This window comes from Bartonella sp. MR30HLJHH, from assembly GCF_042194195.1.
Lineage (GTDB): Bacteria > Pseudomonadota > Alphaproteobacteria > Rhizobiales > Rhizobiaceae > Bartonella > Bartonella grahamii.
Genome location: NZ_JBHIMO010000002.1, coordinates 134,187 through 147,381 on the forward strand (window position 1 = coordinate 134,187; position 13,195 = coordinate 147,381).

Annotated in this window: 23 protein-coding genes and 1 pseudogene; all 24 read right to left on the reverse strand. The window is 40.2% G+C overall.

Annotation, left to right across the window (positions count from 1 at the left end):
• Nucleotides 1–11: 11 nt before the first annotated feature.
• A complete protein-coding gene (gene virB10 / locus ACFIKR_RS01785) occupies nucleotides 12–1,181 on the reverse strand; it encodes a type IV secretion system protein VirB10 (protein WP_375658586.1) in 1,170 nt (389 codons plus the stop codon).
• 27 nt (nucleotides 1,182–1,208) lie between these two features.
• Nucleotides 1,209–2,063, reverse strand: coding sequence for a P-type conjugative transfer protein VirB9 (virB9, locus tag ACFIKR_RS01790; RefSeq protein ID WP_375658587.1), 855 nt, complete (start codon nucleotides 2,061–2,063; stop codon nucleotides 1,209–1,211).
• A gap of 2 nt (nucleotides 2,064–2,065) precedes the next feature.
• Nucleotides 2,066–2,737 (reverse strand): virB8 family protein, encoded by a 672-nt coding sequence (locus tag ACFIKR_RS01795; RefSeq protein ID WP_375658588.1) that lies wholly within the window; start codon nucleotides 2,735–2,737, stop codon nucleotides 2,066–2,068.
• A complete protein-coding gene (locus ACFIKR_RS01800) occupies nucleotides 2,734–3,018 on the reverse strand; it encodes a type IV secretion protein VblB7 (RefSeq protein WP_375658589.1) in 285 nt (94 codons plus the stop codon). Before ACFIKR_RS01800 ends, ACFIKR_RS01795 begins: the two co-directional genes overlap by 4 nt.
• 6 nt (nucleotides 3,019–3,024) lie before the next feature.
• On the reverse strand, nucleotides 3,025–3,960 hold the full coding sequence (locus ACFIKR_RS01805; protein WP_375658590.1) for a type IV secretion system protein: 936 nt from the start codon (nucleotides 3,958–3,960) through the stop codon (nucleotides 3,025–3,027).
• A 26-nt stretch (nucleotides 3,961–3,986) separates the two neighbouring features.
• Nucleotides 3,987–4,391, reverse strand: coding sequence for an EexN family lipoprotein (locus ACFIKR_RS01810; RefSeq protein ID WP_375658591.1), 405 nt, complete (start codon nucleotides 4,389–4,391; stop codon nucleotides 3,987–3,989).
• A gap of 49 nt (nucleotides 4,392–4,440) precedes the next feature.
• Nucleotides 4,441–4,659: a hypothetical protein gene (locus tag ACFIKR_RS01815; RefSeq protein WP_375658592.1), complete on the reverse strand. Its 219-nt coding sequence runs from the start codon at nucleotides 4,657–4,659 to the stop codon at nucleotides 4,441–4,443.
• Nucleotides 4,660–4,685: 26 nt separating this feature from the next.
• Nucleotides 4,686–5,090, reverse strand: a complete 405-nt coding sequence (locus tag ACFIKR_RS01820) for an EexN family lipoprotein (RefSeq protein WP_375658593.1) — start codon at nucleotides 5,088–5,090, stop codon at nucleotides 4,686–4,688.
• A gap of 27 nt (nucleotides 5,091–5,117) precedes the next feature.
• On the reverse strand, nucleotides 5,118–5,348 hold the full coding sequence (locus ACFIKR_RS01825) for a hypothetical protein (RefSeq protein ID WP_375658594.1): 231 nt from the start codon (nucleotides 5,346–5,348) through the stop codon (nucleotides 5,118–5,120).
• A 26-nt stretch (nucleotides 5,349–5,374) separates the two neighbouring features.
• Nucleotides 5,375–5,779: an EexN family lipoprotein gene (locus ACFIKR_RS01830; protein WP_375658595.1), complete on the reverse strand. Its 405-nt coding sequence runs from the start codon at nucleotides 5,777–5,779 to the stop codon at nucleotides 5,375–5,377.
• 49 nt (nucleotides 5,780–5,828) lie between these two features.
• Nucleotides 5,829–6,047: a hypothetical protein gene (locus ACFIKR_RS01835; RefSeq protein ID WP_375658596.1), complete on the reverse strand. Its 219-nt coding sequence runs from the start codon at nucleotides 6,045–6,047 to the stop codon at nucleotides 5,829–5,831.
• 26 nt (nucleotides 6,048–6,073) lie between these two features.
• Nucleotides 6,074–6,478 (reverse strand): EexN family lipoprotein, encoded by a 405-nt coding sequence (locus tag ACFIKR_RS01840; protein ID WP_375658597.1) that lies wholly within the window; start codon nucleotides 6,476–6,478, stop codon nucleotides 6,074–6,076.
• A 27-nt stretch (nucleotides 6,479–6,505) separates the two neighbouring features.
• Nucleotides 6,506–6,736, reverse strand: a complete 231-nt coding sequence (locus ACFIKR_RS01845) for a hypothetical protein (RefSeq protein ID WP_375658598.1) — start codon at nucleotides 6,734–6,736, stop codon at nucleotides 6,506–6,508.
• A gap of 26 nt (nucleotides 6,737–6,762) precedes the next feature.
• On the reverse strand, nucleotides 6,763–7,167 hold the full coding sequence (locus ACFIKR_RS01850; protein ID WP_375658599.1) for an EexN family lipoprotein: 405 nt from the start codon (nucleotides 7,165–7,167) through the stop codon (nucleotides 6,763–6,765).
• Nucleotides 7,168–7,194: 27 nt separating this feature from the next.
• A complete protein-coding gene (locus ACFIKR_RS01855) occupies nucleotides 7,195–7,425 on the reverse strand; it encodes a hypothetical protein (protein WP_375658598.1) in 231 nt (76 codons plus the stop codon).
• A gap of 36 nt (nucleotides 7,426–7,461) precedes the next feature.
• Complete coding sequence (locus ACFIKR_RS01860; protein WP_375658600.1) at nucleotides 7,462–7,890, reverse strand: EexN family lipoprotein; 429 nt, start codon at nucleotides 7,888–7,890, stop codon at nucleotides 7,462–7,464.
• 48 nt (nucleotides 7,891–7,938) lie between these two features.
• Nucleotides 7,939–8,145 (reverse strand): hypothetical protein, encoded by a 207-nt coding sequence (locus ACFIKR_RS01865; protein ID WP_375658601.1) that lies wholly within the window; start codon nucleotides 8,143–8,145, stop codon nucleotides 7,939–7,941.
• A gap of 26 nt (nucleotides 8,146–8,171) precedes the next feature.
• Nucleotides 8,172–8,576, reverse strand: coding sequence for an EexN family lipoprotein (locus tag ACFIKR_RS01870; RefSeq protein WP_375658602.1), 405 nt, complete (start codon nucleotides 8,574–8,576; stop codon nucleotides 8,172–8,174).
• Nucleotides 8,576–8,926 (reverse strand): EexN family lipoprotein, encoded by a 351-nt coding sequence (locus ACFIKR_RS01875; RefSeq protein ID WP_375658603.1) that lies wholly within the window; start codon nucleotides 8,924–8,926, stop codon nucleotides 8,576–8,578. Before ACFIKR_RS01875 ends, ACFIKR_RS01870 begins: the two co-directional genes overlap by 1 nt.
• 122 nt (nucleotides 8,927–9,048) lie before the next feature.
• Nucleotides 9,049–9,420: pseudogene (locus ACFIKR_RS01880) on the reverse strand (EexN family lipoprotein); the annotation flags it as partial.
• On the reverse strand, nucleotides 9,420–9,686 hold the full coding sequence (locus ACFIKR_RS01885; protein ID WP_375658604.1) for an EexN family lipoprotein: 267 nt from the start codon (nucleotides 9,684–9,686) through the stop codon (nucleotides 9,420–9,422). The pseudogene ACFIKR_RS01880 and the gene ACFIKR_RS01885, both read right to left, overlap by 1 nt.
• A 23-nt stretch (nucleotides 9,687–9,709) precedes the next feature.
• A complete protein-coding gene (locus ACFIKR_RS01890; RefSeq protein WP_375658605.1) occupies nucleotides 9,710–10,504 on the reverse strand; it encodes a type IV secretion system protein in 795 nt (264 codons plus the stop codon).
• Nucleotides 10,501–12,861, reverse strand: coding sequence for a VirB4 family type IV secretion/conjugal transfer ATPase (locus tag ACFIKR_RS01895; RefSeq protein WP_375658606.1), 2,361 nt, complete (start codon nucleotides 12,859–12,861; stop codon nucleotides 10,501–10,503). The genes ACFIKR_RS01890 and ACFIKR_RS01895 overlap by 4 nt, the downstream gene beginning before the upstream one ends.
• Entirely contained in the window at nucleotides 12,861–13,184 is a 324-nt protein-coding gene (locus ACFIKR_RS01900; RefSeq protein ID WP_375658607.1) for a type IV secretion system protein VirB3, read from the reverse strand. The genes ACFIKR_RS01895 and ACFIKR_RS01900 overlap by 1 nt, the downstream gene beginning before the upstream one ends.
• Nucleotides 13,185–13,195 lie beyond the last annotated feature (11 nt).

The following is a 13,195-nucleotide window of genomic DNA, read 5'->3' on the forward strand; positions in this document are numbered from 1 at the left end:
ACTTTATTGGCTTAATGAAAAAAGGAATAGCTGGGAGTAGAGCGGTTTCTTTTGCTCTTTACGGTTAGTTTATAGACAGATGAAAAATCGAGATCTCTTGCTACAAAGATGTTGACGAGTTCGCCTTGAAATTTTTCTAGGGTAGGAGGGATGTTGATTTGATTTTCAAGGGCAATATTGGCGGCTTCTTTTCCAGTGTTGTTTGCGCCTTCAAAACCACCGCCTCCAGAGTTGTTGGCACTTGCGTTGGAATTGTTTTTTGTTTTATTTGTTAGGGCGGTTGTGGCACCATCAATAACGGTGAGTAAAAGGGAAGAGCCAAAGCGTTCCCACCAATGGGTGTTGATGTTGCCATCAAAACCGGCTCTGCCTAAACTGTCGGTTGCGGGAGATGCAAGGGGGATGATGACACCGGTTGGGGTTTTGGCTCTTGTCCAGAGTACAAAGAGGCGAGATTGACCTTGTTTTATTCCACCGCGGTATTCGCCAATCACTTGGGTTCCTTTATCAAGCAAAACAACGCGCCCATTGTCAGAGAGGATATCACGGTTGATGATGCAGCTTGCAAAGCCTGGTTGCTCACTGTTTAATGCGGTTTCTAAGATACAGGGGATAGAGGTTCCCATGGCGATGATAAAGTTTCTATTGCCGATGAGTTTTGCTTTTGTTTCTTCTGTTTTGGTCGGTTTTAAGAGGGTTGCAAAATTTTGTGTGTTTTGAAGGGCAGGAGAATTTTGCGCATTCGCGAGATTTTCAAGGGCATGGAGTTTGTCAAAGGGGTTGAGAGTCGTGTTGACGATGTCTTTTAATTGAGATTTAGAACCTTTGGCAAAAGCTAAGACAGGGGCGCGTCTTGCGGCATCAAGTAGTGGGTCATCTTTTTTGGGTTCTTGTGCGAGTGGTTGTGGGGGTGGTAAGGTTATTGGTGCTATGTTTGCACGCGGGTCAGAGGGCGCGAGCTCTAAAGGGGCGAGGGAATTGTGAAAGTTTTGTGCTTGTTTTTTATGAGGTTTTGCGGTGTCTTTTTGTTCTGTGGGGGTGGATAAGATGTTCCAGAGCACATAGCCGCAGATTCCTATACAGGCGATTGCGACAACTATTTTTTTGCCGGCGGTTTTGGCGCTATTGTTTTTGCCATCCCCAATAGATCCTCGATCTTCGATGATTGGTTTATCACTCATAAGTTGTCCCCTTCAATTCCCGCTTATTTAAAGATCTGATGCAATTTTACGTTCAACAGATGGTGAGGTTGTTCCGGTATTTGGATTTGTGCCTTTTGGTTGATAGGCTTCGTTAAAGACGCATAGGACGTTTTTTCCCTGTCTTAGGGTGAAGCGTGCGCTAATGGCATGGACAATCACCATGTTGCCTCTTGTGGTTTTGGGAACCAGCGATTCTGTACCGTCATTGCTGACAATGTAAATGGCAGGGATTTCTTGGTTGTCGGGAAATGTAAATGTTGTGGTTTTGCCATTGTCATAAACGGAGGCGGGTTCGAGCGTGCTTGATCCTTGAGCGGTGTAAGCCCAATTGCGTGGTCCGTAGGTTTCATAAGCGTTGAAGACATTATCGATACGCTGGGCTTGTTTTTTTTCTTGTCGCATAAGGGCTGCGAGTCTTCTTTGTTCTGCTTCTTCTTGTGGGTAGCGAAATTTCACAAGGAAATATGTTTCTTGTCCAGATGAAATTTCTCCATCTTTGACCATGAGTTCAAATTGATAGGAGCGCTTTGAGCCATCAAGCTTTGTGGTGACGACTTGGAGATTGGTAATGGGTTGGACTTCTCGCGCTTTAAGGAAAAGAATATTGCCAGCGGGAGCGACTTCCCATGCAACGCTGTTGCCAATTGCCACATGGGCAATTTCTTCATTGGGAGAAAATTCTATTTGTACCGATGAGCGTATGGAGCCAATAATTTTTGTGACATTATAGGCATCATAGTTGATAAAGCGAATGCGGCTATCGCTTGGCGCACGGGTGGGAAAAATACTGGCATGGCTCAAGGCTATAGGAGAAAGGGTAATAGCGATGTTAAGAATGAGAAAAAGAATTTTTTTTGTCATGATCAGTTGACCACTTCCGGATCGGTTCTATATTCACTAACAATAAACCCTAGAGGATTTATTAAACGGTTTTGGACAGAGATAGGGGCGTTGATGTATTCGAAGGTAAGTGTTGCAACCCAGTGGGTGATGAATTCTTTTTTGGTTTCGTTGTCATGAATGGTTCTGTAGTAACGCACTTGGGCAACATCGTCATTGATAAAGGAGATTGATTTTATTGTTATTGTAACGGCGGCGTGTTTATAGAGAATTTGAGGACTTTGGGGGTTTCTTGCTCCATACCAGCTGGCAAATCTTTCCTGTTCTTCAGAAGAAGAGAGGAGAGAGACTGTTTGGAAGTTGTGTTGTGTTTCTCCTGTGGTGAAGCCTTCACGGGAGCGGACGTATTTTGCAGCAAAGTAGCGTGTGATTGCTTCGTCGACATTGGTGGGACCTTCTTTTAAGGCTTCCACAACTTCAGTGATGCCGGTTGAGCTGTCCACACGGATGACAAAAGGTTCCACGGTTTTAAGGGGTGTGAGGGTGATGACCGCGAGAGAAGACAGTATTGCAACAGCAACCGCGATGCCGGCAATGGCAAGCGAGACGCGGGTGGTGCGGCGTGAGGCGAGCATGCGATCTTGATCGAACGAGCGTGCTTCAGCAATGTATTGTTCTATGTCTTTTTCTTTCATGCTTTTTGCCCGCAATTTTTGTAAGATTTGATTTCTTCATCCGTTAATTTTTGTGCCAGAAGCATTTCCAGCTTCCCTTCTACGGATGAAGGGGTGTTGTTACTGATGATAATGGGCATGGGCGTGGGTTTTTTCCCTTCCCAATTCCACATTGATCTGTTGAGTGGACGTTTAGAATATCCATCACATTTTGGGAGTGACTTCAGTGTGTTTGGTGAAGACACACAGCCACTGAGAAAGAGAAATGGTAAGATGACCCCAATTTTTTTAAATTTCCGCATTTGAACTTAGGCCTTTGCTAATAGTGATGCTAATTTTTTAACGCCCTTCGTTATCGTGCGGGCTGTTGCTTTAGCAGCTTTACCTGTTAGTTGAGCCGTTGTTTTAGCGACTGGTCCTGATCCTGTAAGAGAAGCCCCCCCAGAGGCTAAAGCTGATGCGATATCAGGGAGTCTGAGGAAAAGAAAAATACCACCAATACCAACAACCAAGAACTGAATTAAAGTAGTGAAGATATTTTTAATATCTCCTGAAAAAACGTTCATTGAAATGTTAACATATAAACCACCAAGCAGCACGACTAACACATATAAAATGATGAAGTTTGCAACTTGCCCTAACCATGCTTCTGTGAATTTTCTGGTTGAGGAAAACATATAGAGGCTTATGAAGAGTGGTCCTATTGATAGGACAAGAAATGATCCCAGTTTAGCAAATAATGAAACAACAAAACCGACTAGACAAAAAAAGGCAGCAACTACTAGGCAGATAAAACCAGCAATCCATGTCGCGATATACATCCCCATTTGAGTCAGACCTGTGTATTGGTTTGCTGCGTCCAAAACCTGTGCTCCAGCTTGGTTCATCATATTATCCCATACATTTCGATCCACATGTGCTCCTTGTGTGACATTTGCAATGGCATTCGGCAGATCATGGAAAAATATATCCCTGACCCACTCATTATAAAGAGCAGCGTTTGTGGCAAGCGAAACAACGATGCCGAGTTTGAAAGTTGTCGCTATAAATTCCCATAAGGGCATGGAAGAGCGCCCATAGATGATATTGTAGCCCATAAATATAATGTAGATTGTACAAGATAGCTTAAGCGGAGCACCTAAGCTTGATGAGAGGTTGTTAATGACTTTACCCATTGTCTCTGTGAGGGGCTCCATCAACATATTGTCTATCTTAGTGAATATGCCTTTGCTTTCTACTGCCATTGAGATGCTCCACTCTTCATTATGTCTTAATGGTTATTTTGTTGTTCTTCTGCCGCCCGTTCTTTTGCTCTTCGTTCTTCTTCCGCGCGCTCTTTTGCTTTTTGTTCAGCAAGGAATTTTTGATTCTCTTCTCTCATTTTTTTAATTCTGGCTCTCATTTCAGCCATATCTTTTTCATCTCTTTTGCGATTGTTCTCTTCCGCTTGACGCGCTCTTTCTTCTGCTTGTGCTTCATATTCTTTCTGAAGTTCTAAAAATGCTAACCGCATGTTTTCACAATTTTTTGAAGTTCCTGCGAATCCACATTTTGCATCCCACTCGAAGCGTAAATTTTTATCTTTTTTAAATTCTGCAACGCTATAGGTTTTTTCACAGCCAGCAGCGATAATTCCAGTGCCAAGTAGCAATGTTGTTATGAGAACTTTATTCATCGATATTTCCCCTTTTTCCTTTCAGTTTTACAAGGTTTGAGCACAATCTTTAAATTATGCTATGTTCTGGTTTTTTATAACCAGTGATGATAAATCTAGGGCAGCGACATAATGTTGCCATAAATCTATTGTATAGTCTGTGAGGTTCTTTAAGTTGAGCAGCTAAAGCGCAATAGCGATGTGTAATGGTGCGATCCATTGTCCCTGTAATGGGATTCATCAACATATTGTCGATATAAGAAAATATGCCTTTGCTTTCTACTGCCATTTAGATGCTCCGCTCTTCATTATGTCTTAATGGTTATTTTGTTGTTCTTCTGCCGCGCGCTCTTTTGTTCTTCGTTCTTCCTCAGCACGCTCTTTCGCTTCTTGTTCAGCTAATTTTTTTTTAGTATTAGCTTCCATTTTTTGAAGTCTGGCTCTCATTTCGGCTTTGGAATCTCTAATCATTTTTTGAAACTTTTCATCATCTTCACGCTCTCTTTCTTCAGCTTTTGCTTCATATTCTTTCTGAAGTTCTAAAAATGCTAACCGCATGTTTTCACAATTTTTTGAAGTTCCTGCAAATCCACATTTCGCATCCCACTCTAGGCGTAATTTTTCATCTTTTTTAAATTCTGCAACGCTATAGGTTTTTTCACAGCCAGCAGCGATAATTCCAGTGCCAAGTAGCAATGTTGTTATGAGAACTTTATTCATCGATATTTCCCCTTCTTTCTTTCAGTTTTACAAGTTTTGAGCACAATCTTTAAATTCTGCTTGTGTTATCGGTTTTTTATAACCAGTGATGATAAATCTAGTGCGCAGACATAATGTTGTCATAAATCTATTGTATAGTCTGTAAGGTTCTTTAAGTTGAGCAGCTAAAGCGCAATAGATGTTATCCATTGTTTTTGTAATGGGATCCATCAACATATTATCTATATCAGTAAAGATGCCTTTGCTTTCTACTGCCATTGAGATGCTCCGCTCTTCATTATGTCTTAATGGTTATTTTGTTGTTCTTCTGCCGCCCGTTCTTTTTCTCTTCGTTCTTCCTCAGCACGTCGTTTTGCTCTTTGTTCAGCTAATTTTTTTTTAGTATTAGCTTCCATTTTTTCAATCCAAGCTTTTTGTTCAGCTTGAAACTTTTCATCTATTTTGCGATTTTCTTCGTCAATTTTACGACTTCTTTCTGCTGCTTTTGCTTCATATTCTTTCTGAAGTTCTAAAAATGCTAACCGCATGTTTTCACAATTTTTTGAAGTTCCTGCAAATCCACATTTCGCATCCCACTCTAGGCGTAATTTTTCATCTTTTTTAAATTCTGCAACGCTATAGGTTTTTTCACAGCCAGCAGCGATAATTCCAGTGCCAAGTAGCAATGTTGTTATGAGAACTTTATTCATCAATATTTCCCCTTTTTCCTTTCAGTTTTACAAGGTTTGAGCACAATCTTTAAATTATGCTATGTTCTGGTTTTTTATAACCAGTGATGATAAATCTAGGGCAGCGACATAATGTTGCCATAAATCTATTGTATAGTCTGTGAGGTCCTTTGAGTTGAGCAGCTAAAGCGCAATAGCGATGTGTAATGGTGCGATCCATTGTCCCTGTAAGGGGCTCCATCAACATATTGTCGATATAAGAAAATATGCCTTTGCTTTCTACTGCCATTGAGATGCTCCGCTCTTCATTGTGTCTTAATGGTTATTTTGTTGTTCTTCTGCCGTGCGCTCTTTTGCTCTTCGTTCTTCCTCAGCACGTCGCTTTGCTTCTTGTTCAGCTAATTTTTTTTTAGTGTTAGCTTCCATTTTTTTAAGTCTGGCTCTCATTTCAGCTATATCTTCTTCTTCTCTTTTACGATTTTCTTCTGCAATTTTACGACTTCTTTCTGCTGCTTTTGCTTCATATTCTTTCTGAAGTTCTAAAAATGCTAACCGCATGTTTTCACAATTTTTTGAAGTTCCTGCAAATCCACATTTCGCATCCCACTCTAGGCGTAATTTTTCATCTTTTTTAAATTCTGCAACGCTATAGGTTTTTTCACAGCCAGCAGCGATAATTCCAGTGCCAAGTAGCAATGTTGTTATGAGAACTTTATTCATCAATATTTCCCCTTTTTCCTTTCAGTTTTACAAGGTTTGAGCACAATTTTTAAATTCTGCTTGTGTTATCGGTTTTTTATAACCAGTGATGATAAATCTAGTGCGCAGACATAATGTTGTCATAAATCTATTGTATAGTCTGTAAGGTTCTTTAAGTTGAGCAGCTAAAGCGCAATAGATGTTATCCATTGTTTTTGTAATGGGATCCATCAACATATTATCTATATCAGTAAAGATGCCTTTGCTTTCTACTGCCATTGAGATGCTCCGCTCTTCATTATGTCTTAATGGTTATTTTGTTGTTCTTCTGCCGCGCGCTCTTTTGCTCTTCGTTCTTCTTCAGCGCGTGTTTCCGCTCTTTGTTTTTCGAGTATTTTTTGAGTCTCAGCCTCCCTTTTTTCAAGTCTGGCTTTTTGTTTCGCCATAAATTCTTCATATCCTTTGCGATTTTCTTCTGCAATTTTACGACTTCTTTCTGCTTCTTTTGCTTCATATTCTTTCTGAAGTTCTAAAAATGCTAACCGCATGTTTTCACAATTTTTTGAAGTTCCTGCAAATCCACATTTCGCATCCCACTCGAAGCGTAAATTTTTATCTTTTTTATATTCTGCAACGCTATAGGTTTTTTCACAGCCAGCAGCGATAATTCCAGTGCCAAGTAGCAATGTTGTTATGAGAACTTTATTCATCAATATTTCCCCTTTTTCCTTTCAGTTTTACAAGGTTTGAGCACAATTTTTAAATTCTGCTTGTGTTATCGGTTTTTTATAACCAGTGATGATAAATCTAGTGCGCAGACATAATGTTGTCATAAATCTATTGTATAGTCTGTAAGGTTCTTTAAGTTGAGCAGCTAAAGCGCAATAGATGTTATCCATTGTTTTTGTAATGGGATCCATCAACATATTATCTATATCAGTAAAGATGCCTTTGCTTTCTACTGCCATTGAGATGCTCCGCTCTTCATTGTGTATTTTTATAATTTAATCATTATTTTGTTGTTGTTCAGCTTCTCTTTTAGCGCGCTCTTTTGCTTCTAGTTCAGCTTGTTCTTTTGCTTTTTCTTCAGCTTTTCTTTTTTCCATTTCAGCTTTTAGTTTTTTTATTTCAGCTTGCCTTGCTTGATGTTCAGCTTCTATTTCAGCTTCAAATCTTTCCATCGCTTTACGATCTTCTTCTTCGCGTTCACGCGCTCTTTCTTCAGCTTTTGCTTCATATTCCTTTTGAAGTTCAAGTTGTGCTAATCTTAGGTTTTCACAATTTTTTGAAGTTCCTGCGAATCCACATTTAGCATTCCACTCTCCCATCAAATTTTTATCTTTTTTAAATTCTGCAACGCTATAAGTTTTTTCACATCCAGCTGTGATGAGCCCTGTGCCAAGTAGCAATGTTGTTATGAGAACTTTATTCATCAATATTTCCCCTTCTTTCTTTCAGTTTTTGAGGTTTAAGCACAATCTTTAAATTATGCTATGTTCTGGTTTTTTATAACCAGTGATGATAAATCTAGAGCACAGACATAATGTTGTCATAAATCTATTGTATAGTCTGTAAGGTTCTTTAAGTTGAGCAGCTAAAGCGCAATAGATGTTATCCATTGTTTTTGTAATGGGATCCATTAACATATTGTCGATATAAGAAAATACGCCTTTGGTTACTATTGCCATTTAGATACTTCGCTCTTCATTATGTCTTAATTATTATTCTGTTGTTCTTCTGCCGCGCGCTCTTTTGCTCTTCGTTCTTCTTCAGCGCGTTCTTTTGCTTTTTGTTCAGCTCGGAATTTTTCATTCTCAGCTCTCATTTTTTTAATTCTGGCTCTCATTTCAGCTTCGGAATCTCTAATCATTTTTTGAAACTTTTCATCATCTTCACGCTCTCTTTCTGCTGCTTTTGCTTCATATTCTTTCTGAAGTTCTAAAAATGCTAACCGCATGTTTTCACAATTTTTTGAAGTTCCTGCAAATCCACATTTCGCATCCCACTCGAAGCGTAAATTTTTATCTTTTTTAAATTCTGCGACGCTATAGGTTTTTTCACATCCAGCTGTGATGAGCCCTGTGCAAAGTAGCAATGTTGTTATGAGAGCTTTATTCATTATTTATTGTCCTGTTGTTGTTTAGCGCGTTCTCTTGCTTCTCGTTTAGCTCTCATTTTTTCAATCCAAGCGTCTTGTTCAGCTTTCAATTTTTCCATTGATTTGCGATTTTCTTCGTCAATTTTACGACTTCTTTCTGCTGCTTTTGCTTCATATTCTTTTTGAAGTTCTAAAAATGCTAACCGCATGTTTTCACAATTTTTTGAAGTTCCTGCAAATCCACATTTTGCATCCCACTCTAGGCGTAAATTTTTATCTTTTTTAAATTCTGCAACGCTATAGGTTTTTTCACATCCAGCTGTGATGAGCCCTGTGCAAAGTAGCAGTGTGATGATGATGATTTTCTTCATGGCGTGCTCCAGATCTTATCTATTCTTTTCTGATCCTCTTTAATTTTAGCTCGCCATTCAGCGTCTTCTTTAATTCTCCGTTTTTCAGCTTCAGCTTCCCGTTTTTCAGCTTGTTCTTTTGCTTTTTGTTCTTCTTCAGCGCGCTCTTTTTCTCTTCGTTCTTCTTCAGCGCGCTCTTTCGCTTCTTGTTCAGCTCGGAATTTTTCATTCTCTGCTCTCATTTTTTCAATCCAAGCTTTTTGTTTAGCTTTAAATTCTTCATCTAGTTTGCGATTATGTTCTTCAGCTTTTTTCCGACGTTCCTTTTCAAGTTCTAAAGCTGCTACTCTTAGGTTTTCACAATTTTTTGAAGTTCCTGACCATCCACATCTTGCTCCCCATTCTTCCATCAATTTTTCATTTTTTTTAAATTCTGCGACGCTATAAGTCTTTTCACAACCAGCTGTGATGAGCCCTGTGCAAAGTAGCAATGTTGTTATGATGATCTTGTTCATTATTTATTGTCCTGTTTCTTTTCAGATTCTTGTTTATCGTCATTTGTCGAGCCAAAGCCTCTCCAATTTTTACGGGTTTCAAATTCAGCTTGCTCTGCATTTTTACAATTTTTCGAATTCAAATCCCCTGACGTCAAACATTTCACTAATACTTCTTCCATCAGTTTTTTATTTTTTTTAAGTTCTTCTACGCTGTAGGTTTTTTCACAACCAGCCGCGATGAGCCCTGTGCAAAGTAGCAATGTTGTTATGATGATCTTGTTCATATTCAAGCTCCTCTTTTTCTCATTTATTGACCACGCATTTTTTGGGCTAAAGCTTTGGTTCGTGCTTTAAATTCTTCCATTTCACGTCTTTCTGCCGCTTTTTCTTCTGCTTGTTGAATCATCATGGCAGCTTGCATTTGGAGTATTTTTGTTTGGAGGTCTGCTTGTACCGCTGCTAATTTTGCTTGAATGCCTTGAATTTTACCCGCATCTTCAGTACTTCCAAGTTCGTCAAGGAGCTTGTTAATGTTTTTTTGTGTTTCACTGGCTTCTTCGTAGACGTCTTGGCCTTTTGCTGCTTGTCCTACTACGCGCTGTTCGGCTTTTTTCACTTCCTGTGCGTAAAAAGCATCTACTGCTTCTTTTGATCCTGCGCCCCCCGCGGGCTCTTTGTATTTAAGTTCTTCTTGCCATTTTTGCGTGTTTTTGCTGCCGCCACCGCCACCGCCACCGCCACCGCCACCGCCGCCACCGCCACTGCCGCTGCCCATCGATTGTTGAAAGTGGTTAAAATCTGAAGGGAGGGCGCCACTGCTCCCTTGCTTGTTAAACATGTCTTTCAATCCCGAGATGTCAGGCTTGACATTCAAGGAGTTATATAATTGTTTTGCTTGATCGAGTTGGCTCTTTAATTGCTCAAGCTGTTGTGCACCTTGTTGAACTTGCTGTTTTGCTTTATCAACTTGTTGCTTCAATTGTTCAAGTTGCCCTATGTTTTGCTGCAGTATGCTCCAATCAAAGGGACCACCTCCAAATGCATTTGCTTGAGGTCCAAAAGAAATTGCGCAAAGGGCTGTTGCCAATAAAAGTTTTTTCATTGTTTTGACCTTTCTTGGAAAAGAGGAAGCCATTTTTCTGGAGATTGTCCAACTTCATCCATAATGGTCTCTAGGAGTTCAATATTCTTGGTGGTGCCACTTAAAATGGCTATTTCATCATCAAAGCCGCGTAAATTCAGTTCTGCTACAACTGAACTTTGCCCTTGTTTGATGAGAAAACGCCGTGACTCACGGCTTAATTCTGATTGTATCAGGTTAAATTCTCTGTCCGATAATTTAAAACCTTCTACATAATCCCCATGATTGCCCTTTTGATTGGGAAAATAAATCTGTGTTGGACATTGCTCTATAATGGTGTGGGCAATGGTCGAATTGATCGCATCTTTGGGAGATTGTGTCGCAAACAACATCAAACCATTTTGTTTACGAATAGTTTTCAGCCTGTCTTGCGCAAAGGCTTTAAAGGAATCATCCTCTAAGGCTTTCCAAAACTCATCAATGACAATGATAATACGACGTCCATCAATCAGAGATAAAATCCTATGAAAAAGATACATCATTAAAGGTGGACGAATTTCATCATTGTCTAAAAAATCCGTCATGTCATAACCAATAAATTTTGCATCAATGCCAATGTCGTCATCAGGATTGTCAAAAACCCACCCTAAGGCATTGCCTTTACACCATCTTTCTAAACGACCCGATATCCCCTCCCTGTGCGTGGTGTCAAAAAACATTTGTAAGGCAGAGATCGTCCGTTGTTCTTTTGGCAACAAGGCAAGCTGCTCAACAGCCGCCGTAATGTCTTGTCTTTCTGATTCACTGATCTTTTGATCTTCAGACGAAACAAGCTTTATAATCCATTGGCGTAAAAAAACTCTATCTGCTGGATTGTTATAGTCTAAGCCTTTTAGCGGTGCTATGCCTGTCGGTTTACCATTCTTCAAGGGCATATAAGTGCCGCCACCCGCTCTGACAAAAAGTTCTGCACCCCGATCTTTGTCAAAAAAGACCATATTGGGATCATGCTTTTGAAGTTGTGCTAAAAGAAAATTGACAATAACCGTTTTCCCAGAACCAGAGGGACCACAAACAAACGTATTGCCTAAATCACCAAAGTGAAAGTTAAAATAAAACGGTGAACCAGCAGAGGTTTTCATCAAGGCTACCGCTGGTCCCCACACATTGCCATCTATTTTTCCAACCGGAAAAGAATGAAAAGGGGAAAGCGCTGCATAGTTGCGGCTTGTTATCGCACCAGAGCGGGTGCGATAAGCATAATTGCCAGGCAATTGTGCCCACCAAGCCGCCGCTAATCCTAAATCTTCCCGCGCAATCACAGCTCCACCATCTGTAAGACGAGAACGCGCTTTGGCAAGATTATCAGCTAACTCTTGTGGCGTATCAGCAAAAACTGCCAATGATAAATGATGCTCCCCTAAAACAAAACGATTGGATTCAAGATCATCAAGCGCATCATCCAGCTCCATAATTTGTGAGCCCGCACGGTCGCCTGCATTGACCATTTGGTTTTGTTTGCGCCCCATAATCTGCTTGGCAATGTTTTTGCTCTTGAAAACAAAAGATTGGGTGAAAATAAACTCAAAGGGAAGCGTGAGCAAACCATCCGCCATGCCTACCCTGGTTTTTGCTGGATATTCTTTCCAACCAAACATGCCCGCAAACCGCTGTTCCGCCTCATAGCGTATTTCTATGATCTCTTTCCCAAAAATGAGACGGTCTGAATAAACAGTTGAAGCTATCGTCCCCCATGTGAGGGGGATACGTTCACGACGACCTCCCACCAATTGGTGGATAAACTCACTTTGCTGCGAATAAATATTACCTTCATGTTCATAAAGGCTCAGTCTTTTTGCACCATAGCGCTCTAAATTTTGAATAAGATCTGTTGTAATATCTTCAAGCTTGCGAACGGACTCTGCATCAACTTCTGTCTTTTCTTGCTTGGCTTTGCCTAAACGTTTGAAAAACTCCACTAATTTATCCGTTTGATCAACGTGTGGATTCCACAAAATCGAAAGATAAAGATCATTGCGATAAAGCTCCTGTGAAACCATCCGCTCACGATATTTATCATCTAATTGCTTGGCAAATGCCGATCTGAAAGTCCCATCCGGATAGACAGTTTCACGCTTTCTGATAATATGGCTATAAAGCGCTATCCGTTCATCCGCTATGTTTTTAAACAGATTATTGAGCTGTTCGTGAAGCACATTCAGATCAATAATATCCGCTGTCTCAAAGTTAATGCCTTCAAGTTTAATAACGCTCATGAGAGCGCGTGAATCCAGCGCAATGATGTGTTTATTGACATGGCGCACATAAGGAATGATCGCCTCTGGCTGCTTTTCACGTTTGCGCTCTGTTGTGTTCATTATAATTCCTCATAATTACGAATTAATCGTAATGGAGAAATACTTCCCCCACCCCATAGACTCGAATTTCTGGCAAAAAGACATGTCTTTTGCCATGTCAGAAGAATACGAAATTTATTATGGTCATGCTTTAGGATTTCCTTGAATATGAAATGCAGCATCACACCAAAGGTGATAAGAAAAATATTGCCTGTCATAATGAACAACATCATCGTTCCTATCCCATTTAATCCCATAGCTTCCACCGTCACGCCCGCAATCATTGCAGGGCGCGTGCAAGCAAGAAATAACGTATCTTCTGTTAGCTTATCGTGCTCTTTCATGGCTTTGAAAG

Excerpts from the sequence above, each read along its gene's own strand:
- virB10 (WP_375658586.1), bottom strand. The coding sequence starts at position 1,181 with ATGAGTGATAAACCAATCATCGAAGATCGAGGATCTATTGGGGATGGC.
- virB9 (WP_375658587.1), bottom strand. The coding sequence starts at position 2,063 with ATGACAAAAAAAATTCTTTTTCTCATTCTTAACATCGCTATTACCCTT.
- ACFIKR_RS01795 (WP_375658588.1), bottom strand. The coding sequence starts at position 2,737 with ATGAAAGAAAAAGACATAGAACAATACATTGCTGAAGCACGCTCGTTC.
- ACFIKR_RS01800 (WP_375658589.1), bottom strand. The coding sequence starts at position 3,018 with ATGCGGAAATTTAAAAAAATTGGGGTCATCTTACCATTTCTCTTTCTC.
- ACFIKR_RS01805 (WP_375658590.1), bottom strand. The coding sequence starts at position 3,960 with ATGGCAGTAGAAAGCAAAGGCATATTCACTAAGATAGACAATATGTTG.
- ACFIKR_RS01810 (WP_375658591.1), bottom strand. The coding sequence starts at position 4,391 with ATGAATAAAGTTCTCATAACAACATTGCTACTTGGCACTGGAATTATC.
- ACFIKR_RS01815 (WP_375658592.1), bottom strand. The coding sequence starts at position 4,659 with ATGGCAGTAGAAAGCAAAGGCATATTTTCTTATATCGACAATATGTTG.
- ACFIKR_RS01820 (WP_375658593.1), bottom strand. The coding sequence starts at position 5,090 with ATGAATAAAGTTCTCATAACAACATTGCTACTTGGCACTGGAATTATC.
- ACFIKR_RS01825 (WP_375658594.1), bottom strand. The coding sequence starts at position 5,348 with ATGGCAGTAGAAAGCAAAGGCATCTTTACTGATATAGATAATATGTTG.
- ACFIKR_RS01830 (WP_375658595.1), bottom strand. The coding sequence starts at position 5,779 with ATGAATAAAGTTCTCATAACAACATTGCTACTTGGCACTGGAATTATC.
- ACFIKR_RS01835 (WP_375658596.1), bottom strand. The coding sequence starts at position 6,047 with ATGGCAGTAGAAAGCAAAGGCATATTTTCTTATATCGACAATATGTTG.
- ACFIKR_RS01840 (WP_375658597.1), bottom strand. The coding sequence starts at position 6,478 with ATGAATAAAGTTCTCATAACAACATTGCTACTTGGCACTGGAATTATC.
- ACFIKR_RS01845 (WP_375658598.1), bottom strand. The coding sequence starts at position 6,736 with ATGGCAGTAGAAAGCAAAGGCATCTTTACTGATATAGATAATATGTTG.
- ACFIKR_RS01850 (WP_375658599.1), bottom strand. The coding sequence starts at position 7,167 with ATGAATAAAGTTCTCATAACAACATTGCTACTTGGCACTGGAATTATC.
- ACFIKR_RS01855 (WP_375658598.1), bottom strand. The coding sequence starts at position 7,425 with ATGGCAGTAGAAAGCAAAGGCATCTTTACTGATATAGATAATATGTTG.
- ACFIKR_RS01860 (WP_375658600.1), bottom strand. The coding sequence starts at position 7,890 with ATGAATAAAGTTCTCATAACAACATTGCTACTTGGCACAGGGCTCATC.
- ACFIKR_RS01865 (WP_375658601.1), bottom strand. The coding sequence starts at position 8,145 with ATGGCAATAGTAACCAAAGGCGTATTTTCTTATATCGACAATATGTTA.
- ACFIKR_RS01870 (WP_375658602.1), bottom strand. The coding sequence starts at position 8,576 with ATGAATAAAGCTCTCATAACAACATTGCTACTTTGCACAGGGCTCATC.
- ACFIKR_RS01875 (WP_375658603.1), bottom strand. The coding sequence starts at position 8,926 with ATGAAGAAAATCATCATCATCACACTGCTACTTTGCACAGGGCTCATC.
- ACFIKR_RS01885 (WP_375658604.1), bottom strand. The coding sequence starts at position 9,686 with ATGAACAAGATCATCATAACAACATTGCTACTTTGCACAGGGCTCATC.
- ACFIKR_RS01890 (WP_375658605.1), bottom strand. The coding sequence starts at position 10,504 with ATGAAAAAACTTTTATTGGCAACAGCCCTTTGCGCAATTTCTTTTGGA.
- ACFIKR_RS01895 (WP_375658606.1), bottom strand. The coding sequence starts at position 12,861 with ATGAACACAACAGAGCGCAAACGTGAAAAGCAGCCAGAGGCGATCATT.
- ACFIKR_RS01900 (WP_375658607.1), bottom strand. The coding sequence starts at position 13,184 with ATGAAAGAGCACGATAAGCTAACAGAAGATACGTTATTTCTTGCTTGC.